Origin of the sequence: Micrococcus sp. NPDC078436 (assembly GCF_040702705.1) — a bacterium.
GTDB lineage: Bacteria > Actinomycetota > Actinomycetes > Actinomycetales > Micrococcaceae > Micrococcus.
This window is the reverse complement of record NZ_JBFBLX010000001.1, coordinates 248,348-265,355: the sequence shown is the minus strand read 5'-3', so window position 1 is coordinate 265,355 and position 17,008 is coordinate 248,348. Positions and strand designations below refer to the sequence as shown.

General features: G+C 68.9%; 13 protein-coding genes. 2 read left to right on the top strand and 11 right to left on the bottom strand.

The annotated features are described in order from the left end of the window. Positions 1 to 34: 34 nt before the first annotated feature. Positions 35 to 1,180, bottom strand: coding sequence for a UDP-N-acetylglucosamine 2-epimerase (non-hydrolyzing) (gene wecB, locus AB0302_RS01200; protein WP_366370274.1), 1,146 nt, complete (start codon positions 1,178 to 1,180; stop codon positions 35 to 37). Here wecB and AB0302_RS01195 point away from each other — a divergent pair. Both AB0302_RS01195 and AB0302_RS01190 read left to right on the top strand, forming a co-directional pair. Continuing rightward, positions 1,167 to 2,369 carry an ABC transporter permease gene (locus AB0302_RS01195; protein ID WP_366370273.1) on the top strand — a complete coding sequence of 401 codons (1,203 nt, stop codon included), beginning with the start codon at positions 1,167 to 1,169 and terminating at the stop codon, positions 2,367 to 2,369. The genes wecB and AB0302_RS01195 overlap by 14 nt on opposite strands. Next, positions 2,353 to 3,246 carry an ABC transporter ATP-binding protein gene (locus AB0302_RS01190; RefSeq protein WP_366370272.1) on the top strand — a complete coding sequence of 298 codons (894 nt, stop codon included), beginning with the start codon at positions 2,353 to 2,355 and terminating at the stop codon, positions 3,244 to 3,246. Before AB0302_RS01195 ends, AB0302_RS01190 begins: the two co-directional genes overlap by 17 nt. A 54-nt stretch (positions 3,247 to 3,300) precedes the next feature. Here AB0302_RS01190 and AB0302_RS01185 read toward each other — a convergent pair whose 3' ends face one another. From AB0302_RS01185 to AB0302_RS01140, 10 genes are all read right to left on the bottom strand, one after another. After that, complete coding sequence (locus AB0302_RS01185) at positions 3,301 to 7,692, bottom strand: glycosyltransferase (RefSeq protein WP_366370271.1); 4,392 nt, start codon at positions 7,690 to 7,692, stop codon at positions 3,301 to 3,303. Between the two features lie 61 nt (positions 7,693 to 7,753). Then, complete coding sequence (gene galE, locus AB0302_RS01180) at positions 7,754 to 8,734, bottom strand: UDP-glucose 4-epimerase GalE (protein WP_366370270.1); 981 nt, start codon at positions 8,732 to 8,734, stop codon at positions 7,754 to 7,756. A 91-nt stretch (positions 8,735 to 8,825) separates the two neighbouring features. After that, the gene (gene wecC / locus AB0302_RS01175) at positions 8,826 to 10,067 is read right to left on the bottom strand and encodes a UDP-N-acetyl-D-mannosamine dehydrogenase (protein ID WP_366370269.1); all 1,242 of its coding nucleotides are present in this window, start codon (positions 10,065 to 10,067) and stop codon (positions 8,826 to 8,828) included. A 119-nt stretch (positions 10,068 to 10,186) separates the two neighbouring features. After that, a complete protein-coding gene (locus AB0302_RS01170; RefSeq protein WP_366370268.1) occupies positions 10,187 to 11,947 on the bottom strand; it encodes a glycosyltransferase family 4 protein in 1,761 nt (586 codons plus the stop codon). 59 nt (positions 11,948 to 12,006) lie between these two features. Then, a complete protein-coding gene (locus AB0302_RS01165) occupies positions 12,007 to 13,236 on the bottom strand; it encodes a glycosyltransferase family 4 protein (protein WP_319075244.1) in 1,230 nt (409 codons plus the stop codon). Further along, positions 13,229 to 14,458 carry an LCP family protein gene (locus AB0302_RS01160; RefSeq protein WP_366370267.1) on the bottom strand — a complete coding sequence of 410 codons (1,230 nt, stop codon included), beginning with the start codon at positions 14,456 to 14,458 and terminating at the stop codon, positions 13,229 to 13,231. Before AB0302_RS01160 ends, AB0302_RS01165 begins: the two co-directional genes overlap by 8 nt. 32 nt (positions 14,459 to 14,490) lie before the next feature. Continuing rightward, positions 14,491 to 15,402 carry a bifunctional DNA-formamidopyrimidine glycosylase/DNA-(apurinic or apyrimidinic site) lyase gene (mutM, locus tag AB0302_RS01155; protein WP_319075247.1) on the bottom strand — a complete coding sequence of 304 codons (912 nt, stop codon included), beginning with the start codon at positions 15,400 to 15,402 and terminating at the stop codon, positions 14,491 to 14,493. A 7-nt stretch (positions 15,403 to 15,409) separates the two neighbouring features. Beyond that, complete coding sequence (gene rnc / locus AB0302_RS01150; RefSeq protein WP_248115095.1) at positions 15,410 to 16,072, bottom strand: ribonuclease III; 663 nt, start codon at positions 16,070 to 16,072, stop codon at positions 15,410 to 15,412. A gap of 73 nt (positions 16,073 to 16,145) precedes the next feature. Further along, the gene (gene rpmF / locus AB0302_RS01145; RefSeq protein ID WP_248115096.1) at positions 16,146 to 16,349 is read right to left on the bottom strand and encodes a 50S ribosomal protein L32; all 204 of its coding nucleotides are present in this window, start codon (positions 16,347 to 16,349) and stop codon (positions 16,146 to 16,148) included. A gap of 2 nt (positions 16,350 to 16,351) precedes the next feature. Continuing rightward, entirely contained in the window at positions 16,352 to 16,924 is a 573-nt protein-coding gene (locus AB0302_RS01140; RefSeq protein WP_298713159.1) for a YceD family protein, read from the bottom strand. Positions 16,925 to 17,008 lie beyond the last annotated feature (84 nt).

Sequence of the window (17,008 nt, the reverse complement as noted above, 5' to 3'; positions counted from 1 at the left end):
ACGCCGTCGGCGTCGGGCGGAAGACCGCCGGGGCTCAGGCGCCGTCGAAGGCCGGCAGCCGCTCCCCCACACCCAGCAGCTGCGCGATCCCGGACACCGTCCTCTCGGCCGCGCGGCCGTCGCCGTAGGGATTCACCGCCGTGCTCATGGCGGTGTAGGCCTGGGGGTCCTCGAGGAGGCGGGAGACCTCGGAGACCACGAGCTCCTCGTCCGTGCCGATCAGCCGGACGGTCCCGGCGCTCACGGCCTCGGGGCGTTCGGTGTTCTCCCGCATCACGAGGACGGGCTTGCCCAGCGAGGGCGCCTCCTCCTGCACCCCGCCCGAGTCGGTGAGCACCACGGTGGCCGCCGAGAGCAGGTGGGTGAACTCGCCGTACGCCAGCGGCTCGGTGACGAGCACGTTCTCCAGGCCCTCGAGGTGGGGCAGGATCGCCTCGCGCACCACGGGGTTGCGGTGCGCCGGCAGGACGAACGACACGTCCGGGAAGCGGGCCGCGAGCCGGGCCAGTGCTCGACCGACCCCGCGCATCGCATCACCCTGGTTCTCGCGGCGGTGCGTGGTGACGAGCACGATGCGGCGCCCGGACGACTCGAGGGCGGCGAGGCGCTCGTCCTCGAACGGCACCTGGGCCCGCACGGCCTCCAGGAGGGCGTCGATCACGGTGTTCCCGGTGACGTAGACGTCCTCCTCCGCGACAGCCTCGCGCAGCAGGTTGTCCCGACTGACCGAGGTGGGCGGCAGGTGCAGCGCGGCGATCTGGCTGGTGATCTTCCGGTTCGCCTCCTCCGGGAACGGGGACATGATGTCGAAGCTTCGCAGGCCCGCCTCGGCGTGGACCACGGGGATCTGGCGGTTGAACGCGGCGACGGCGGCCGCCGTCGAGGTGGTGGTGTCCCCCTGCACGAGGACGGCGTCAGGGCCGACCTCCTCCAGCACGGCGTCGAGGCCGGCGAGGGTGCGGGCGAAGACGCCGTTGAGGGTCTGGCGCGGCTGGATGATGTTGAGGTCATGGTCGGGGACGATCCCGAAGAGCTCATTGACCTGGTCCAGCATCTCGCGGTGCTGTCCCGTGACCGTGACGACGCAGTCGAAGCGGTCGTCCGCCTGGAGCGCCTTCACGATGGGCGCCACCTTGATGGCCTCCGGGCGGGTTCCGTAGATGGGCATGATTTTCTTCACGGTGTTCCTCGCTGCATCGACGACGGCTCGAAGGGGAGGAGATCAAGTCCAAGCGGCGGGACCTCCAAACGACTTCACCATAGTCGAAGCCAACAAGCCGACCCCTCAGCAGCCGCCTTCCCGCGCCGCCGTCTCCTACACTAAGGAGGCGGTCGACGCGCCTCACGCGCGCGGCATTGCCGTCGTCGGGCACCGTCAGGGGAACTCCCGCATCGACGGCCGGTCCCCCACTCGGGTGGCCCACGCTCAGAAAGGCAGGCGCGAACCGATGAACACACGGCGACCAAGACGACCCTCCGAACCCGTCGCCAGCGCATTCCGCGCCGCGGCCGTCCAGGCTTACGGTGACGCTTCACACCTCTCACCTGTCACAGGTCGTCCTTCTCCTCGCCGCTATCTGGTGGAACTCTGGCAACGCCGACACTTCATCTGGTGGCAGTCCCGGGGACGGCTCGTCACAGGAAACGACGACAGTCGTCTTGGGTCGGTATGGCTCATCCTTCGCCCAATGCTCGACGCGATCTTCTACTGGCTGATCTTCGGTCTGCTTTTGCGTTTCGACCACGGAATGGACAATTTTGTCGCTTTCGTCATCGTGGGTGTGTTCATGTTCCAGATGACCGGAGCCGCATTGACATCTGGCACGCGGACCATCGCGTCGAACCTGTCCTTGACCCGCGCCTTCCGGTTCCCACGCATGGCGCTGCCCTTGGCCGATCTCGTATACGACGTGCTCCAGCGACTACCAGCGATCGCAGTGATGTTCATCCTCGTCATAGCGATCCCCCCGCATGAGACGCCTGAGTGGTCCTGGCTGGTCTTCCCGGGTATCCTGGGGCTGCACGTGATCCTCAACTTCGGCATCATGCTCGTGCTGGCGCGGCTCAGCACCCTCCTTCCGGATGTGAGCCGCATGGTGCCGTTCGTATCCCGTCTCCTGATGTACGGCTCCGGAGTCATCTTCCCAATCACGCGCTTCACGGACAACCACCCCGCCCTCCATGCGATCATCCAACTCAACCCGTTGTATGTACTGCTCTCGATGTACCGTCAGGTCGTCATCGAGGGGGTGACGCCGCCGGCGTCGAGCTGGGCGATGCTCGCCGCGTATGCCGTGTGCCTGACGATTGTCGGCAGCATTGTCTTCTGGCTCGGAGAGGAATCGTACGGCCGTGACCAGTACCGCTAACCAGGACCATGCGCAGCCGCCGGAAGCGTTCGAGGGGGGGCACTCAGCCTCGTCTGGTGGCCTCAACCTGCTCGCTACGGACATCATCCTCGATTACCCCGTGAGGATCGCTCGGGACGAGAAATCTCGCGGGCTCTTTTCTCGGGGCGGTGAACTGGACGTCGTCCATGCTGTGAGGGGGGTGTCCTTAGCTGCACGGATGGGCGAATTCATCGGACTCGTCGGACGCAATGGGTCCGGAAAGAGTGCCCTGCTCCGCGTCCTTGCAGGCGTTGAGGCGCCAACATCTGGGGAGGTCTTTGCCGCTTCTGCGCCCCAATTGATGGGTGTAGGGGCAGCGCTCATGCCCAACCTCACCGGTCTGGACAACATTCGGATCGGTCTACTCGCAATGGGCCTGACCCCAGCCGAGGTCCACGAGCGAATCCCACAAGTCGCTGAGTTGGCCGACATCGGAAAATCCATTCGAATGCCCATGCGCACATACTCCTCCGGCATGCGGGCCCGCCTGCGCTTCGCGATCTCAGTGAAGTCGCAACCCGACATCATCATGATCGACGAAGCACTTGCGACCGGCGACGACGCTTTCCGGGAGCGGTCCAATCAAGCAATGCGAGACCTGATCGCACGGTCTGGCACAGGCTTCCTCGTCAACCATTCCGCCGGAGTGATCCGAGAGATGTGCACCCGCGTCGTCTGGATGGATCAGGGCGCGATCATCGAAGACGGAGACACCCTCGACGTCATGCAGCATTACAGCTATTTCATGAGCGCACTACGCAAGCACGGGGAAGAGAAAGCGCTCGAAGTCCGGGCACGGTACGAGACGACCGAGGCAGAACGCATCGTTGCTCTCGAGGGCACCACGGGTCATTGAAAGAAGGGGACCGTCTCACACGAGAGACGGTCCCCTTCGTTCTCCGGCGCTACGTCACTGCCGGCCCTCTACCACGGCTAGGATCTGGGCACCGATTTCTTCGGGCGAGAAACGCTCCCGCATGAATGCCTTGACCTGCTCAGACTCCTCCAGGAAGAGGGCCGGATCTGATGAGTACCTGCGGATCCGGTCGACCGCGTCGCGGACGCCCTCGACGACCCATCGATCGTCATAAACGGCCTCAGCCCCCGCCCACGGGAAGATCACCGGCACACAGCCTGCTGCACCTCCTTCCGCGATCGCCTGATGCGTTCCTTCGTGGTCGCTCGTGGACAAGATGATGCCTGGCTTGGCGCGGTACCACTCCGCGATGTCAGAGGAGTGACCGCCGAACCGGACGGCTTCGCGGAGCACCGCAGACGATTCAATCCGCGAATACTGGGCCTCAAAATAACTCCGCTCAGCAGTTCGCTTCATGAGCCACGCGTACTCGTGGTACTCCTTACCCATGATGTCGAGATGGTAGGCCGGGTCGTGCGACGCCAGCAGTTCGGTCACGTCGAGCGCGAGGTCCAGACGCTTCGAATGTGGCACGGAGCCGACAAGACCGAGGGCATGCGGATCCGGTGCGTTCCGAGGCGCCGCAAATCGCTCGAAGTCGAAGGTGTTGCCGATGACTACGGACCGGTCCACCGGCACTCCGAAGAGCAACTGCGCCCGCCGCATGCCGACGGGCGACACGAACACGAAGGTGTCCACGGCGGACAGGTCGGCGTCCTTGAGATAGCGAGTGCGAAGTTCCTGGGCGTGGAGGCGCACCACAAGCCGCTGGTTGTCCTGCTTGTGGTGGCTGTACCACTTCACGTTCCCGAGCGCCCACTCACAGAAGACGACATCTGCTTCGGCGAGGAGTCGGAGGCTGCGTTCCTCGTCGTGGATATCGTGTCCGTCCCACTGGTCGATGATGACACGGTGACCCGCAGCTTCGAGCTGGGCCATGATCTGCGGCAGGAACTTCAGGTCATGGCCAGCGACGAGGACGTTGAGAGGCGCCGTCTGAGTCTCCCCTACGGGCGGCCCCGCCTCTCCAGAAGCAACGAGCGAAAGGGGGCCTGCCTCCTCGTGGGCGACCGCGGTGTCGATCGGGACAGCCGTCGAGTCTGTGTAGGTCACCTTGCCGACGTGTTCTACGACGTGCTGCCAGGCAAAGACCTCGTCATCGGCTAGAGCAGGTCGCTCCCCGAGAACAGAGTCGGTGTAGACGCCGGCGTCCACCAGCACAGTGCCCTCATCGATGTCCGCCGTCAGAGCAGCGATTCGCACGTGTGCGTCGCCCGGCGACCATTCAACGGTCCGAGTGCCCACGGCCTTCCAAGGTCCGAAATGCAGAGCGAGCGAGAAGTCCTCCACAAGGTGCTCGTCCGGAGCAGGGGCGCCATCACGGTGGACGACGACGTTCCGGATACCGGCCTCTTGCAGCGTCGCCGCCCGCTCCGGAAGAGCGGCGAGGACGACGGGACAGGCGGCGTCAACGCCCTCAGTGGTGTCAGTCACCAGGTACAAGGCAGGACGCATGGTCTGGGCCTCGAACAACGGCACGTCTGCGGCGGCGCACTCAACCGCGATCGGCGCGGCCTGCGGACTGCGGACTCGGAACCCAGCGACGCGCATCATGTACACCAGACGGTGAGCACACGTGTGTGCCTCGTAGACGTGGCGGAACGCATCCCACAGGCCGGCGTGCCGACGCTGCTCAGACGACTTCCAGCCCTCCAGATAGGCCGCAGCCTCATCGGCGGTGGTTACGGTCGGGACGGTGCCCGCCAACGTCTCGTCTACGCCACGGCCCGCGGAGCTGAGTACCGTCGACCCGGACGCGGTGATCTCCACGACCCGGCGAGAGAACATGCTCGGCGAGTCCACCACCGAGTTGCCGTTCAGGTGGATCGGGTGGGCCTTATAGGCCTGGCACATCTCGGGGTAGCTCAGGCTTCCTCGCGCGTACCGGCGGAAACGGTCCGGCAGGCGGTACGGCGAGTTGGGATCGTTGTGCACCCGCTCGTAGATCGCCAAGCCGTGTGGGGCAGACTCATAGAACAGGAAGTCCAGCCCCTGTTTACGCGTCGCGTACTTGTCCCCGTAGTAGGTCCCGCCATACGCGATATTCTCGTCTTGTGCCCGGGTGCTGGGTAGCGGGTTGTGCAACAGAGGCTGCGCCGCGAACGGGGCCGAGGCGACAGTCGTGATCTGGTTGTCCGGAAGCGCGTTGTAATCGACAATCGTGCGCGCGTCCGTCGTGAACACGTAGTCGCATAGCGCTGCGGTGCGCTTGAACCGGTTGAAATGGACCGGATCCTCCTTGTTCCAGAACATCACGGGGATTCCGTGAAGCCTGCAATGTGCGATCAGCTCGACCACCGGCGCGTGAGTCTCGTCGTCGTAATACCCAATGATCCCGGTCCACGCACTGTCGTTGCCTCGCCAGGCGGACTCGATGAACAGCGCATCCACGCGGTGGTCGTCGAAGGCCTCGCGCCAGTCCTCAGGCCTCACACGCAAGGCGGTCAACTCGGGGACGAAGGTGTCCGTCGTGAATTCGTCGCCGATGAAGGCGACGGTGTAGTCGGTGAGCGGGCGCTCTGCATCGTCCAATGGGGCCCGAAACTCGTCGGCCAAGGCCGTCAGTAAAGCGGCGATGCGCTCGCCCGTGACTGGCCAGCGCCGATTCTCCTTGACCCAGCGCCGGGCACGCACCCCCATGGCGCGAGCAGCGTGCGGGTCCGCGAGAGTTTCGCGCAGACGCTCGATGAGGCTCGCCAGGTCGTCCTTCTGGAAACTGACCGCGGTATCTCCAGCAGGCCCGCAGAACACCTTGTGCGGCGAGACGTCGGAGAGGACCACCGCCCCGCCGACCGCCATCGCCTCCAGCGGCTTCAATGGCGAAACGAGCTCGGTCACCGGCAAGGACTTCCGGGCCAGGGGGAACACATCGATGCTCGAGAGGTACGCCGGCATGTCCGCGTTCGGAACGTTCATGACGAAACGCGTCTCAGGATCAAGACCGCGTGTGGCGATCCTCACCTTCAACGTATCGAGATATGCGCCCCCGCCGATGATGAGGAAGTTGAACCGGACGCCCTCAGCCTTGAGTGCCGCGAGCGCGTCGGTGACGAGATCGAGGCCTTCGTAATCGGTGACGCTGCCTGCGAAACCCACGACCGGAGCCTCGGTATCGGTGAATCCCAGGCCGCGCAAGAGCGCATGGTCCTTGCCAAGAGGGGCGAACACCTCTGGGTCAACGCAGTTGGGCGCGACGGTGATCTTGTCCGCATCGATGCCACGGGCAGCAAGGTCTTCACGCATCTCATCCGTGATGACGATCACTCGGTCGGCTTCGCGGGCGACGAGGTCTTCGTAGCGGCGGTCAAGCCGATACTGGTCCGACTGCTCCCAGCCCGGCCGGACGGATGCCGCAGACACTTCCCAGAATCCGCGCATCTCATATACGAACGGCACCCCGAGCCGACGGGCTGCGATCAGGGCGGGCAGCGCGGACAGGTAGTTCGAGGCGGCCAGGATGAACTCAGGCTTCTCGATCATGGCTTCGCGGACGTACGCATCGGCAGCCACCTGGAAGAAGACGTCGAGATCGCCCTCCCATGCAGGGAGACCAGGGTTGTGCACGTGGCGTACGCCGTCGATCTCCGAGACATCGCGACGCTGTTCGACAGGCACTCGCCGCCCGGGGACGACCGACTTTTTGTCCCAAGGCTTGCCTGGCAGGGGTGCTACGACCACGTCCAGCCCTTGGGCCACGAGCCCGGCGGCGACGCCCTTAGTCCGGGACGTGTAGCCATTGGTCACAGACACGGGTGACATGCCCACGGCGTAGAGCACCCTGCCTCGCACGGGGAGGTAATTGCAGGTGCGGTGACGTGCGGGAAGCGGGTAGTCCGCTTCGAGAAGGCGGTTCAGAGAGTCGACGCGACGAACGAAGTTCTCTTCAGAGTCGGTTAGGCCCGACTTTCCACGAAGCTGATCCAGCACCTCCCGCGCGCCACTGAGGTCCCCGCGTTCCTGGATGAGTTTGCGCGCCAGCGGTAGGCCCGCGGCGCCGGTTCTGCCGCGGGCGAAAGCGGCTTGGAGCGAGTCGAGTGATTCTTGCGTCGACATTCGACGCCCCGTGGCGGGCCGCGCACCCCCGCGGCCCGCCACAGCGGAAGAACCCATCCGTGCAGCACGGGCGGCGCGGGTGATCTTCGCGTTGAGACGGCGGTGATACATGATCATTACGAACACCGCAGCGCACATCATCCAGAACAGCGCGACGATGAGGATCGTGTGGTCCACCAGGAAGGCGAGCACCGAACCCACGACAGCGAGCAGAACAAAAAGCCCCATGACGAGTTGTTGGCGTCGTGAGAAGCGAAGGAAGAGTTGGATCATGGGTGCGATTCCTCGGGTGCTGTGATCGGCGGGGCAGGTCTGGCGTCTCTGCGACGAGCGGTCAGGTGATGAGCCGGGGCGGAAAGTCGATGACGGACGTGACGATGTCATCGCGCGTATAACGTGCCACCCATCCGAGTTCCTCCTCGATAAGCGAGACGTTGGCTGTCAAGGCCCCCGGGTCGCCCGGGCGGCGGGGCCGAATGTCGTAATCGAGATCCACGCCGGGGCGGCGGCGGAAGGCATCCACGACTTCGAGAACGCTGCTTCCGCTTCCGGTGCCCACGTTGTAGATCCGGATCGCTGGGTCGGTGCTGCCCAGGACCGCCGGCAGGGCCGCCAGGTGCGCCTCGGCCAGATCGACGACGTGGACGTAATCGCGCACACATGTGCCGTCGACGGTGGGGTAGTCGTCGCCGAAGACCGAGAGGCGCTGGCCGCGAGTGATGACATCACGGATCGCCGGCATGAGGTTCGTCGTCGTGGTATCGGCCAGAATGCCGTCTTCCGCGCCGGCGACATTGAAGTAGCGCAATGCCACTGCCCGGAGACCCCAGGCGCGGGAAGCGTTGGCGAGAGCCAGCTCGCTCACGAGCTTGGACTGGCCATACGGATTGATCGGCGCCGTTGGGGTGTCCTCGAACACAATCGACGAGTCCGGCTCACCATAGACGGCTGCCGACGAGGAGAAGATCATCGACGCGGTTCCCGCAGCCCTCATGGCAGTCAGCACGTTTACAGTTGCGCCGATGTTCGACCGAAAATAATCCTCCGGCTGCATGACGGAGTCCGCAACGACCTTCTTCGCAGCGAAGTGGACGACGACCTCAATCGACTCTTCTTTGAGAAGAGTGGTCAGTGCTGCTACGGCCGCGTCGCTCGCGAGGTCGATCCTGTGCACGGGGACATCGGCCGGAACACGCTGTCGGAGGCCGGTCGAGAAGTCGTCAACGACGACGACGTCGGCCCGGCCCTGCTGCCGTGCTGCAGAGACGAAGTGAGACCCGATGTATCCGGCACCGCCGGTCACGAGCAGACGCATGTTGTCCTCCTTGGTCGTGGCACTGCCCGTCTGGGACATACGGGGCGGGGCAGCCGTCACCGACCGCCCCGCCCCAGGTGCCGAGATCGTGTCAGCGCCACTGGCCGCGCGTGTCGATGACCGTCTTGCCCTCGGTGGCGGCACCGAGCCCGGCGAACGCGTCATGGTCCACCAGCAGCAGGACGACATCGGCCTCCCGGATGCCGTCTTCGGCCGGGACCAGCTCCACGTTCTCGCGGCCGGCCAGCGCAGCGGGCAGTTCCTCCACATGCGGCTCCACCACGAGAATGCGCGAACCGGTGAACTGTTGCGCCACCTCGGTCGCGATGTTCAGGGCAGGCGACTCACGCAAATCGTCGATGTTCGGCTTGAACGCCAGACCGAGGACGGCCACCACGGGGGCACGGCCGGTGGCCTGCTGCACGTCAAACGCGGCGGCCTTGGCCTGGTCCACGACCCACTTCGGCTTGCCGTCATTGATTTCGCGCGCAGCACGGATGATGCGCGCCGTGTCAGGCGCGGCGTCGACGATGAACCAGGGGTCCACCGCGATGCAGTGCCCACCCACGCCGGGGCCCGGCTGGAGGATGTTCACGCGCGGGTGGTGGTTGGCGAGCTCGATCAGCTCCCACACGTCGATGCCGAGCTCGGCGCAGATGAGGGAGAGCTCGTTGGCGAAGGCGATGTTCACGTCGCGGAATGAGTTCTCCACGAGCTTGGCCATTTCGGCCGTGCGTGTGTCGGTCAGGAGGATCTGACCCTCGCAGAACGTCTCGTAGAGCGCCTTGGCGCGCTGCGCGGCGCGCGGGGTGGAGCCGCCCACGATCCGGTCGTTGGTCACCAACTCCACCATGACGCGGCCGGGAAGCACACGCTCCGGGCAGTGGGCAAAGTCCACCTTCGACTCGCGAAGGTCGGGACGCTCGGTGTAGACCACCTCGGCCATGCGCTCGGTAGCGCCGGGAGGCGAGGTGGACTCGAGGATCACGAGCTCGTCTCCGGAGAGCTGCGGGGCCAGGGCGCGTGCCGCCGCCTCGATGTAACCGAGGTCCGGAGCGTGGCCGTCCTTGAAGGGGGTCGGCACGGCCACGATGTACGCGTCCGCCTTCGGGGTGTCCAAGGTTGCGGAGAGCAGGCCCTTCTCGACGGCTCGGGAGACGAAGTCCGCGAGGTCCGGCTCCACGAACGGGACGGTGCCGGCGTTCACGGCGTCCACTGTCCGCTGGCTCACGTCAACGCCATGGACCCGCACGCCGTTCTCTGCCAGGATCGCGGCGGTGGGGAGGCCGATGTAGCCCAGGCCGACGACGGCGACGCTACTGATCTCGCTCATGAAGAATCCTCGTTCACTTCTCTCGGGGACCAAATGGTGGAGCCGGGCGGGACGTCCTCGCCCCAGGGTGACTCTCGTCCGGCGGCAACGATCACCGACAGCGATCGGCCAGGCGTGTCTTATTCCCCTCGAGTATAGGGACGGCCCGTCGCAGACGGCTCATTGGGTCTTGACTCGGCCGCGCCGAGCCTGGCGTAGAGGGCCGCATAGCGCTCCGCGTTCGAGCCCCACGTCCGCTCCGCCACCACCCATGCCCGAGCCGCCTGCCCCAGGGATCGAGCCCACTCGGGGTCGGAGAGCACCGACTCCAGTGCGCCGGCCCAGGCGGCCGGGTCCTCGGGGGGCACGGTGATACCCGTCACCCCGTCGGTCACGATCTCTCGGAGTGCGGGAAGGGCGGAGACGAGTGTGGGACGCTCCGACGCCATCGCCTCGAGAGGCTTCATGGGAGTCACGGACCGGGTGACGTCCATGTCCTTGCGGGGCACGCAGAAGACGTCGAGCGCCCGATGGTAGAGGGGGGCCAGGGAGCGGTCGACCCGTCCGGTCGTCACGAGCCGGTCGTCAATGCCCAGCTCGACGGCCAGTTGCCTGAGCCTGGGCAGATCCGTCCCGTCGCCCACCAGCAGGACACGCAGGCGCGGCCGACGTGGAGCGAGGATCGCCGCCGCACGGAGGAGATCGTCGAGTCCCTCGTAGGGGACGATGGAGGAGACGGTGCCGATGTATTCGGCCGCCGCGTCCAGCCCGAGCTCGCGACGGGCCTGATGGGCGTCACGCGGCGTCTGGAGGAAGGCTCCTCCGACAGCGTTCGGGCTGAGGACGATCTCCCCCCGGGGCACGCCGTCTGCCGCAATGCGCCGAGCCATCTGCTCACCCAGCGTGACCACCCCGTCGGCGCTGCGGACCGCCTCGGCCTCCCGGGCCTGAAAGAGGCGGTAGCGCTGCGAGCGCTTCGCCTCCGGCCCCCGGGTCGAGGCCCACGTGTCCGCGAGCTGGCCACGGACCTCATAGACCCACGGGATCCCCACTGCTTCCGCCACCGCCCTCGTCACCACGGCATTCACCCAGTGGGTGGTCGTGTGGAGCACAGCCGGCCGTCGGTCCAAGACGAGGTTCAGGAGCAGGCGCGCGTGCTGGGCCAGTCGGTGGTCCATGCCCGGCTCGAGACGGGGGGTGAGAAGGCGGTGATAGAGCACTCCGTCGACCTCGTCTGTGCTCCGGGCATGCAGCACCCCCGTCTGCACGGGCCATCCCAGCCGTGTCACCGCCTCGGGGTGCCAACCGACCTCGCGCGTCGCGAGGAGCAGGCTGTGCGAGCGCTGCGCGTAGCCGGACCCGGTATGGGGCAGGGAGTTGGTGAGCACGTGGAGGACCCTGCGCGGCGTCGGCTCGTATCCGACCGCACGCTTCACGTCCCGTCCCGACAGGAGGGTGAGGCCCCCCGTCAGAGCCCGGTGTTCCGAATCGAAGCGCGCCCGCAGGCGGCCTGGCCGCCCCCGGGTTGTCAGGACAGCGATGGCCTCGTCGACCTGCCCATGGTGCCAGTGCCACCGGGCCCGCGCCTCGGACCAGCCCCGTGTCCCCGACGGGGTGCCCGAGAGGAGCTCGTCGGCGAGCTCAGGTTCCTGGGCGGCGGTCAGCACGTCGGCGAGATGCACGCGCTCGACGGGAGACGCCTGCCCCACCCTCGAGCGGACCAGTGCGCCCAGTTCGGCCGGGCGACCCGCGGCCGCGTGGCCGAGGGCGGTCAGGACGGCGAGCGGGCCACCCCCGGCACCGGCCAGGGCATCCGCCGCTGCGGTCCGCGCCCGGGGCGGCAGGCGCCTCATCACCTGGAGGGCAAGCACGACGGGATCGTCCAGCAGGTGGTCGGCCACCGTCGAGACCGTCAGTCCGAGGTTGGCCGCTACCTGGGCGGGCGCGGGCAGGCGTCGGTTCATGAGAGTCCCTTCGGCGATGACGGGTGAGCCCCGGAGCGGGCCGAGCGGACCAGACGGTCTACGAGCTCGACGTAGCGTGAGCCCAGACAGCGGGCGTCCGCGTGCTCGCTCACCCACGCCCGCCCGCCGTCGCCGACGGCCGTCCGGGCGGGGTCCGCGGCGAGCGCGGCCAGGTGCGCCACGAGGTCGTCCACGCCCGGGCCGACGACGTCGGCACCGCCGGCCGCCTCCAGCGTGTGGGCGGCCTCCCCCGTCACCTGGCCGGTGACGTGACGGCCGACCGCGAGGACCTCGTAGGTCTTGGAGGGGACGGTGTGGCGGAAGCTCGGCCAATCGGGGCGCAGGGAGACCACGAGGGTGTCCGCCCACGCGTACTGCTCGCCGACGGAGACACCCTCCACGGGATCGAGGAGCTCCGCGGCCCCGCCCAGGCGGGCGTTCAGCTCCTCGAGCGCCGCGCGGCGCGTGCCATCCCCCACGAGGCGCACCTGCACGCCGGGATGTGACGCGCGCAGACGGGCCGCGGCCTCCACGAGGCGCTCGAGACCCTGGCTCTCCCCCATGTTGCCCAGGTAGAGGACGCGCAGCTCCCCGGCGGCCCGTTCCCGGGGCGGCACGGTGCGCACGCGGCCGAGATCCACGCCGTTGCCCAGCGTCACCACCTCGCCCATCCCCCTCGCGCGCAGGGTCTCGGCGAAGCCCTCGGTCACCGTCACGACGACGTCCGCGGCCCGTTGCCCGCCCGCCACGACGCGCTCCATGGCCCTGCCCAGCGGGCCCTCGTGCACCCCGGCCTCGTGGGCGAGGTCCGGCCACGCGTCGCGCATCTCGAGCACGAGGGGGCGTCGGCGCAGGCGGGACAGGGCCCAGCCGGCCACCACGACGGGAAGGGCGGGGACGGTGGCCACCACGACGTCGGGGCGGGGTGCCAGCAGGCCCCGCGGCACCGCGAGCACGCTGTGCACCACGGCCTCCACGAAGCGTCCGTTGCGGCTCCCGGCCCCGCGTGCCAGCCGCGGCGTGGGGAGGAGGCGCTCGCCGTCGTCGCCGTGGGAGGCGCGCAGTCCGCCGGGGGCGATCACATCCACGTCCCAGCCGGCCTCGCGCAGCACGCGGACCACGACGGCCCAACGTCGCGCCGGAGGCGTGCGCTCCGGGCGGTAGGAGTGCGTCACGAGCATCAGACGCGGGGGGCGGGCACGGCCCGCGGAGCGGGCGTCAGCCACCGCAGACCTCCTCGGGGACGGCGGGGCTCGGGGCCGGCGGTGCGGACGGGCTCGGCTCCGCGGTGGTCGAGGAGCTGGACGCGCTCTGGGACGCGGACGCCTCCGCGGCCTTCTCGGCCGCGCGGCGGCTGCGCGCGGCCTCCTCCGCCTCGATGTAGCCCTGCACGTCGTCCGCCGCGAGGGCGGAGCGCAGCGAGTCCATCCTGGCCGGGTCCAGCTCCAGGATGGACTGGCCGCCGGGAGAGCGGCCGGACCCGGCGATCGGCACGGAGAACATCTCCACGTCCTCGCGGCCCACCTCGCGCAGCTGCCATGCCAGCGACGCCACGGTGGCGGCGTCCAGGCCGTCGTCCACCGAGAGGTGCCGGGAGAGGACGGAGACGACGTCGGAGGTGCGGCCCGGGTTCGCCAGGATCTCCGGGCTCAGGAAGCGCCCCAGGGCCCCGCCCACGTAGCGCTGCTGGTTCTCCACCCGGGTCATGTCCCCGTCCTCGAACGCGTGGCGCTCCCGCACGTAGCGCAGGGCCGCGGTGTCCTGGAGGAGGATCTCGCCCCGCGGGAAGTAGGAGGGATTGGTCTGCCCCGAGGAGAAGGCGGTGGGGTTGCAGACCTTCACGCCGCCGAGGGCGTCCGTGACGCCGCGGAAGCCCTGGAAGTCCACCTCCATGAGGTGGTGCACGGGCACGCCCATCAGCTGCTCCACGGTGTCGACGGCCAGCGGGTAGCCGCCCATCGCGAACGCCGCGTTGACCTTGTCCTGGTGGCGACCGGGGATCTCCACCCACGTGTCGCGCAGGATCGACATGATGTAGACGTGCTCCCGGTCCGCCGGGAGGTGCACCAGCATCATCGTGTCGGAGCGCCCGTCGCCCGCGTCCGCGCCCTCCTCCTCGGAGCGGGAGTCGGAGCCGAGCAGCAGGATGTTCATCGGTCCGGAGCCGGCGTCGTCGAGCGCCCCGGTGTCCACGGTCTTCCGCTGCTCGTCGTAGACGCGCCCGAGCGAGACGGCGTACCAGCCCGCGAGCACCACGGCGGCCCCCAGCAGGAGCGCGAGGAGGCCGAGGACCCACGGCCAGCGGCGGCGACGCCGGCGCCGGCCCCGGGCGGGGGACGGCGCGGGCGTGGGCCCCGCCGGCTGCCGGTGCTCCGCAACGGAGTCCTCGGGCGGCGTGCCGTCTGCGGGGCCACGAGGCGTCCACGGCGTCTGCGGGGGCTGGGTCACGTCGGCTCCTGTCGGGAATGGCTCCGCACAGTCTAGGGACCGGGGCGCGCGGAGGCCCGCCGCGGTCTCGGCTGGCACCGCGGGCAGCGGTGGGAGGCCCGCCCCATGAACGGCTCGCGCACGATCAGGGAGACGACGCCCTCCGCCGCGCAGCGCCGGCACGGCAAGCCCGTGCGGCCGTACGCCTGCAGGGAGCGGGCATACTCGCCGGAGCGCCCGTCCACGTTCACGTAGAGCGCGTCGAAGCTCGTGCCGCCCTGCTCGAGGGCGCGCCCCATGATCTCCCGCACGGCCTCGAGGACGCCCACGGTCTCGGCGCGGCGCAGGCGGGAGGTGGGGCGTTCGGGGTGCAGCCGAGCCGCCCAGAGCGCCTCGTCCGCGTAGATGTTGCCGATCCCGGACACGAGGGACTGGTCCAGGAGCGCGCGCTTGAGGACGCTGCGCCGCCGCGCCAGGCGGGCGTGCACGGCCGCGGGGTCGAAGAGCGGGTGGAGGGGGTCCAGGGCGATGTGGGCCGCCGTCGCGGGGATCCGCTCCCCCGTCGCGGCCTCGGTGACGAGCGGGTCCAGCCACCAGCCGCCGAAGAGCCGCTGGTCCACGAACCGCAGCTCGCGCGCCGCGCCGTCGCCCGTGGTGATCGGGAGGCGCAGCCGCAGGTGGCGCGGGTCAGGATCGGCGGGCTCGGCCACGAGCACCTGGCCGCTCATCCCCAGGTGGACGACGACGGCGTCGTCGCCGTCCGCGAGCGGCAGCCACAGGAACTTGCCGCGCCGCGCGGGCTCGGCGAGGACGGCCCCGTCGAGGCGCGCGCGCAGCGCGGCGGGTCCCCCGGGGCTGCGGCGCACCGAGCGGGCGTCGAGCACCTCGAGGGGGCCGGCGGCGGCACCGGCGGCGCTGCGGGCCATGCCCCGGCGCACGACCTCCGCCTCGGGGAGCTCCGGCACGGCGGGCTCAGCGCCCCGCGGCGGGCAGGTCGGCCTCCAGGGCCGGCCAGGACTCGGCCGCGGCCTCGCGCTCGGCCTGCTTCTTCGAGCTGGCGACGGCGGAGCCGTAGTCCTTCCCGCCCACACGCAGGGTGGCGCGGTAGCGCGGGTCGTGCGCGGGGCCCTGTCCCTCGATGACGTACACGACCTCGCCGAGGCGGTGCCGGCTGGCGGCCTCGGCCACCACGGTCTTCCAGTCGGTGCTCTCGCGCATCAGGTCCGGCTCGTCGAGCAGCGGCACGACGTGCCGGTGCACGAGGGCCGCGGCGGCCACCGCCCCGTGGTCCACGTAGGTGGCGCCGATGAGGGCCTCGAGGCTGTCCGCGAGGATCGAGTCCTTGTCCGCGCCGCCCGTGCGGGCCTCGCCCGTGCCGAGCTTGATGAACGGGCCGATGCCGATCCGGCGAGCCACCTTCGCGAGCGCACGCGTCGAGACGACGGCGGCCCGGCGCCGGGCGAGGTCGCCCTCGGGCAGGTCCGGGTACACGGCGAAGATGTGGTCCGTGACCACGTAGCCCAGCACCGAGTCCCCGAGGAACTCGAGGCGCTCGTTGGTGGGCAGGCCGCCGTGCTCGTACGCGTACGAACGGTGCGTCAAAGCACGTTCGAGCGTCTCGGACGTGATGTGCACGCCGAGACGCTCGAACAGTTCAGGTGTCTCCGGCGCGGGGGCGACCCCGCGGCGAGCCGGTGACGACGCCATCTCAGGCGTCAGCGACCTTGCGGCCCTTGTACTCGAAGAACAGCGGGGTGCCGGCGGCGTCGGTCTTCAGCTCGGCCTGGTGGGGCAGGCGGTAGGACACGCGGCCGTTCTCCACGGTCTTGACCAGCGTGGGGGCCTCGGCCTTCCACTGGGAACGACGGGAACGGGTGTTGGAACGGGACATCTTCCGCTTCGGGACTGCCACGGCTATCTCTCTTCTGTCTCGGTGTTGGAGGTCTCTTCGGTGCCCGCGAGGGCGGCGAGCGCCGCCCAGCGCGGATCCACGCGCTCGTGGGCGTGCCCCTCGGGCGCGTCCTCGAGGCGGATGCCGCAGTCGGCGCACAGGCCCTCGCAGTCCGGCCGGCACAGCGGCTGGAACGGCAGGGTGATGACCACGGCGTCCCGGAACACGGGTTCCAGGTCCACGGTCTCGTGCACCACGATCGGCTGGTCGCCGGCCTCGTCCCGGGACGCGCCGGTGAGGAACAGCTCCTGCAGGTCCACGGTGATCCCCTCGCGCAGAGGGGTCAGGCAGCGGCCGCACTCGCCCACCAGGTCCGCGTCCGCGGTGCCGGTGACGAGCACGCCCTCGTGGACGGCCTCGAGGCGCAGCTCGACGTCCACGAGGTCCCCCGCGGGGACGCCGAGGACAGGCGTGCTCACCCCCTCGGGGGCGGGCCACTGGGCCGTCACGTGACGCTGGATCCCGGCTCCGCGCAGGAGGTCGCGCACGGAGATGACCCACGGCGACCCCGCGTCGGGGCGTTCGTCGGTGTCCATGATCGCTCCTCTCGGCGGTGGGACGGGCCGCGCCGACTGTCCGGATCGGACCGTTCGACGCGTGCAGGCAGGGTCAGGCCACGA

Coding starts and splice junctions, on each gene's coding strand:
- AB0302_RS01185 (WP_366370271.1), bottom strand. CDS start 7,692: ATGATCCAACTCTTCCTTCGCTTCTCACGACGCCAACAACTCGTCATG.
- wecC (WP_366370269.1), bottom strand. CDS start 10,067: ATGAGCGAGATCAGTAGCGTCGCCGTCGTCGGCCTGGGCTACATCGGC.
- AB0302_RS01195 (WP_366370273.1), top strand. CDS start 1,167: ATGATTTTCTTCACGGTGTTCCTCGCTGCATCGACGACGGCTCGAAGG.
- galE (WP_366370270.1), bottom strand. CDS start 8,734: ATGCGTCTGCTCGTGACCGGCGGTGCCGGATACATCGGGTCTCACTTC.
- AB0302_RS01140 (WP_298713159.1), bottom strand. CDS start 16,924: ATGGACACCGACGAACGCCCCGACGCGGGGTCGCCGTGGGTCATCTCC.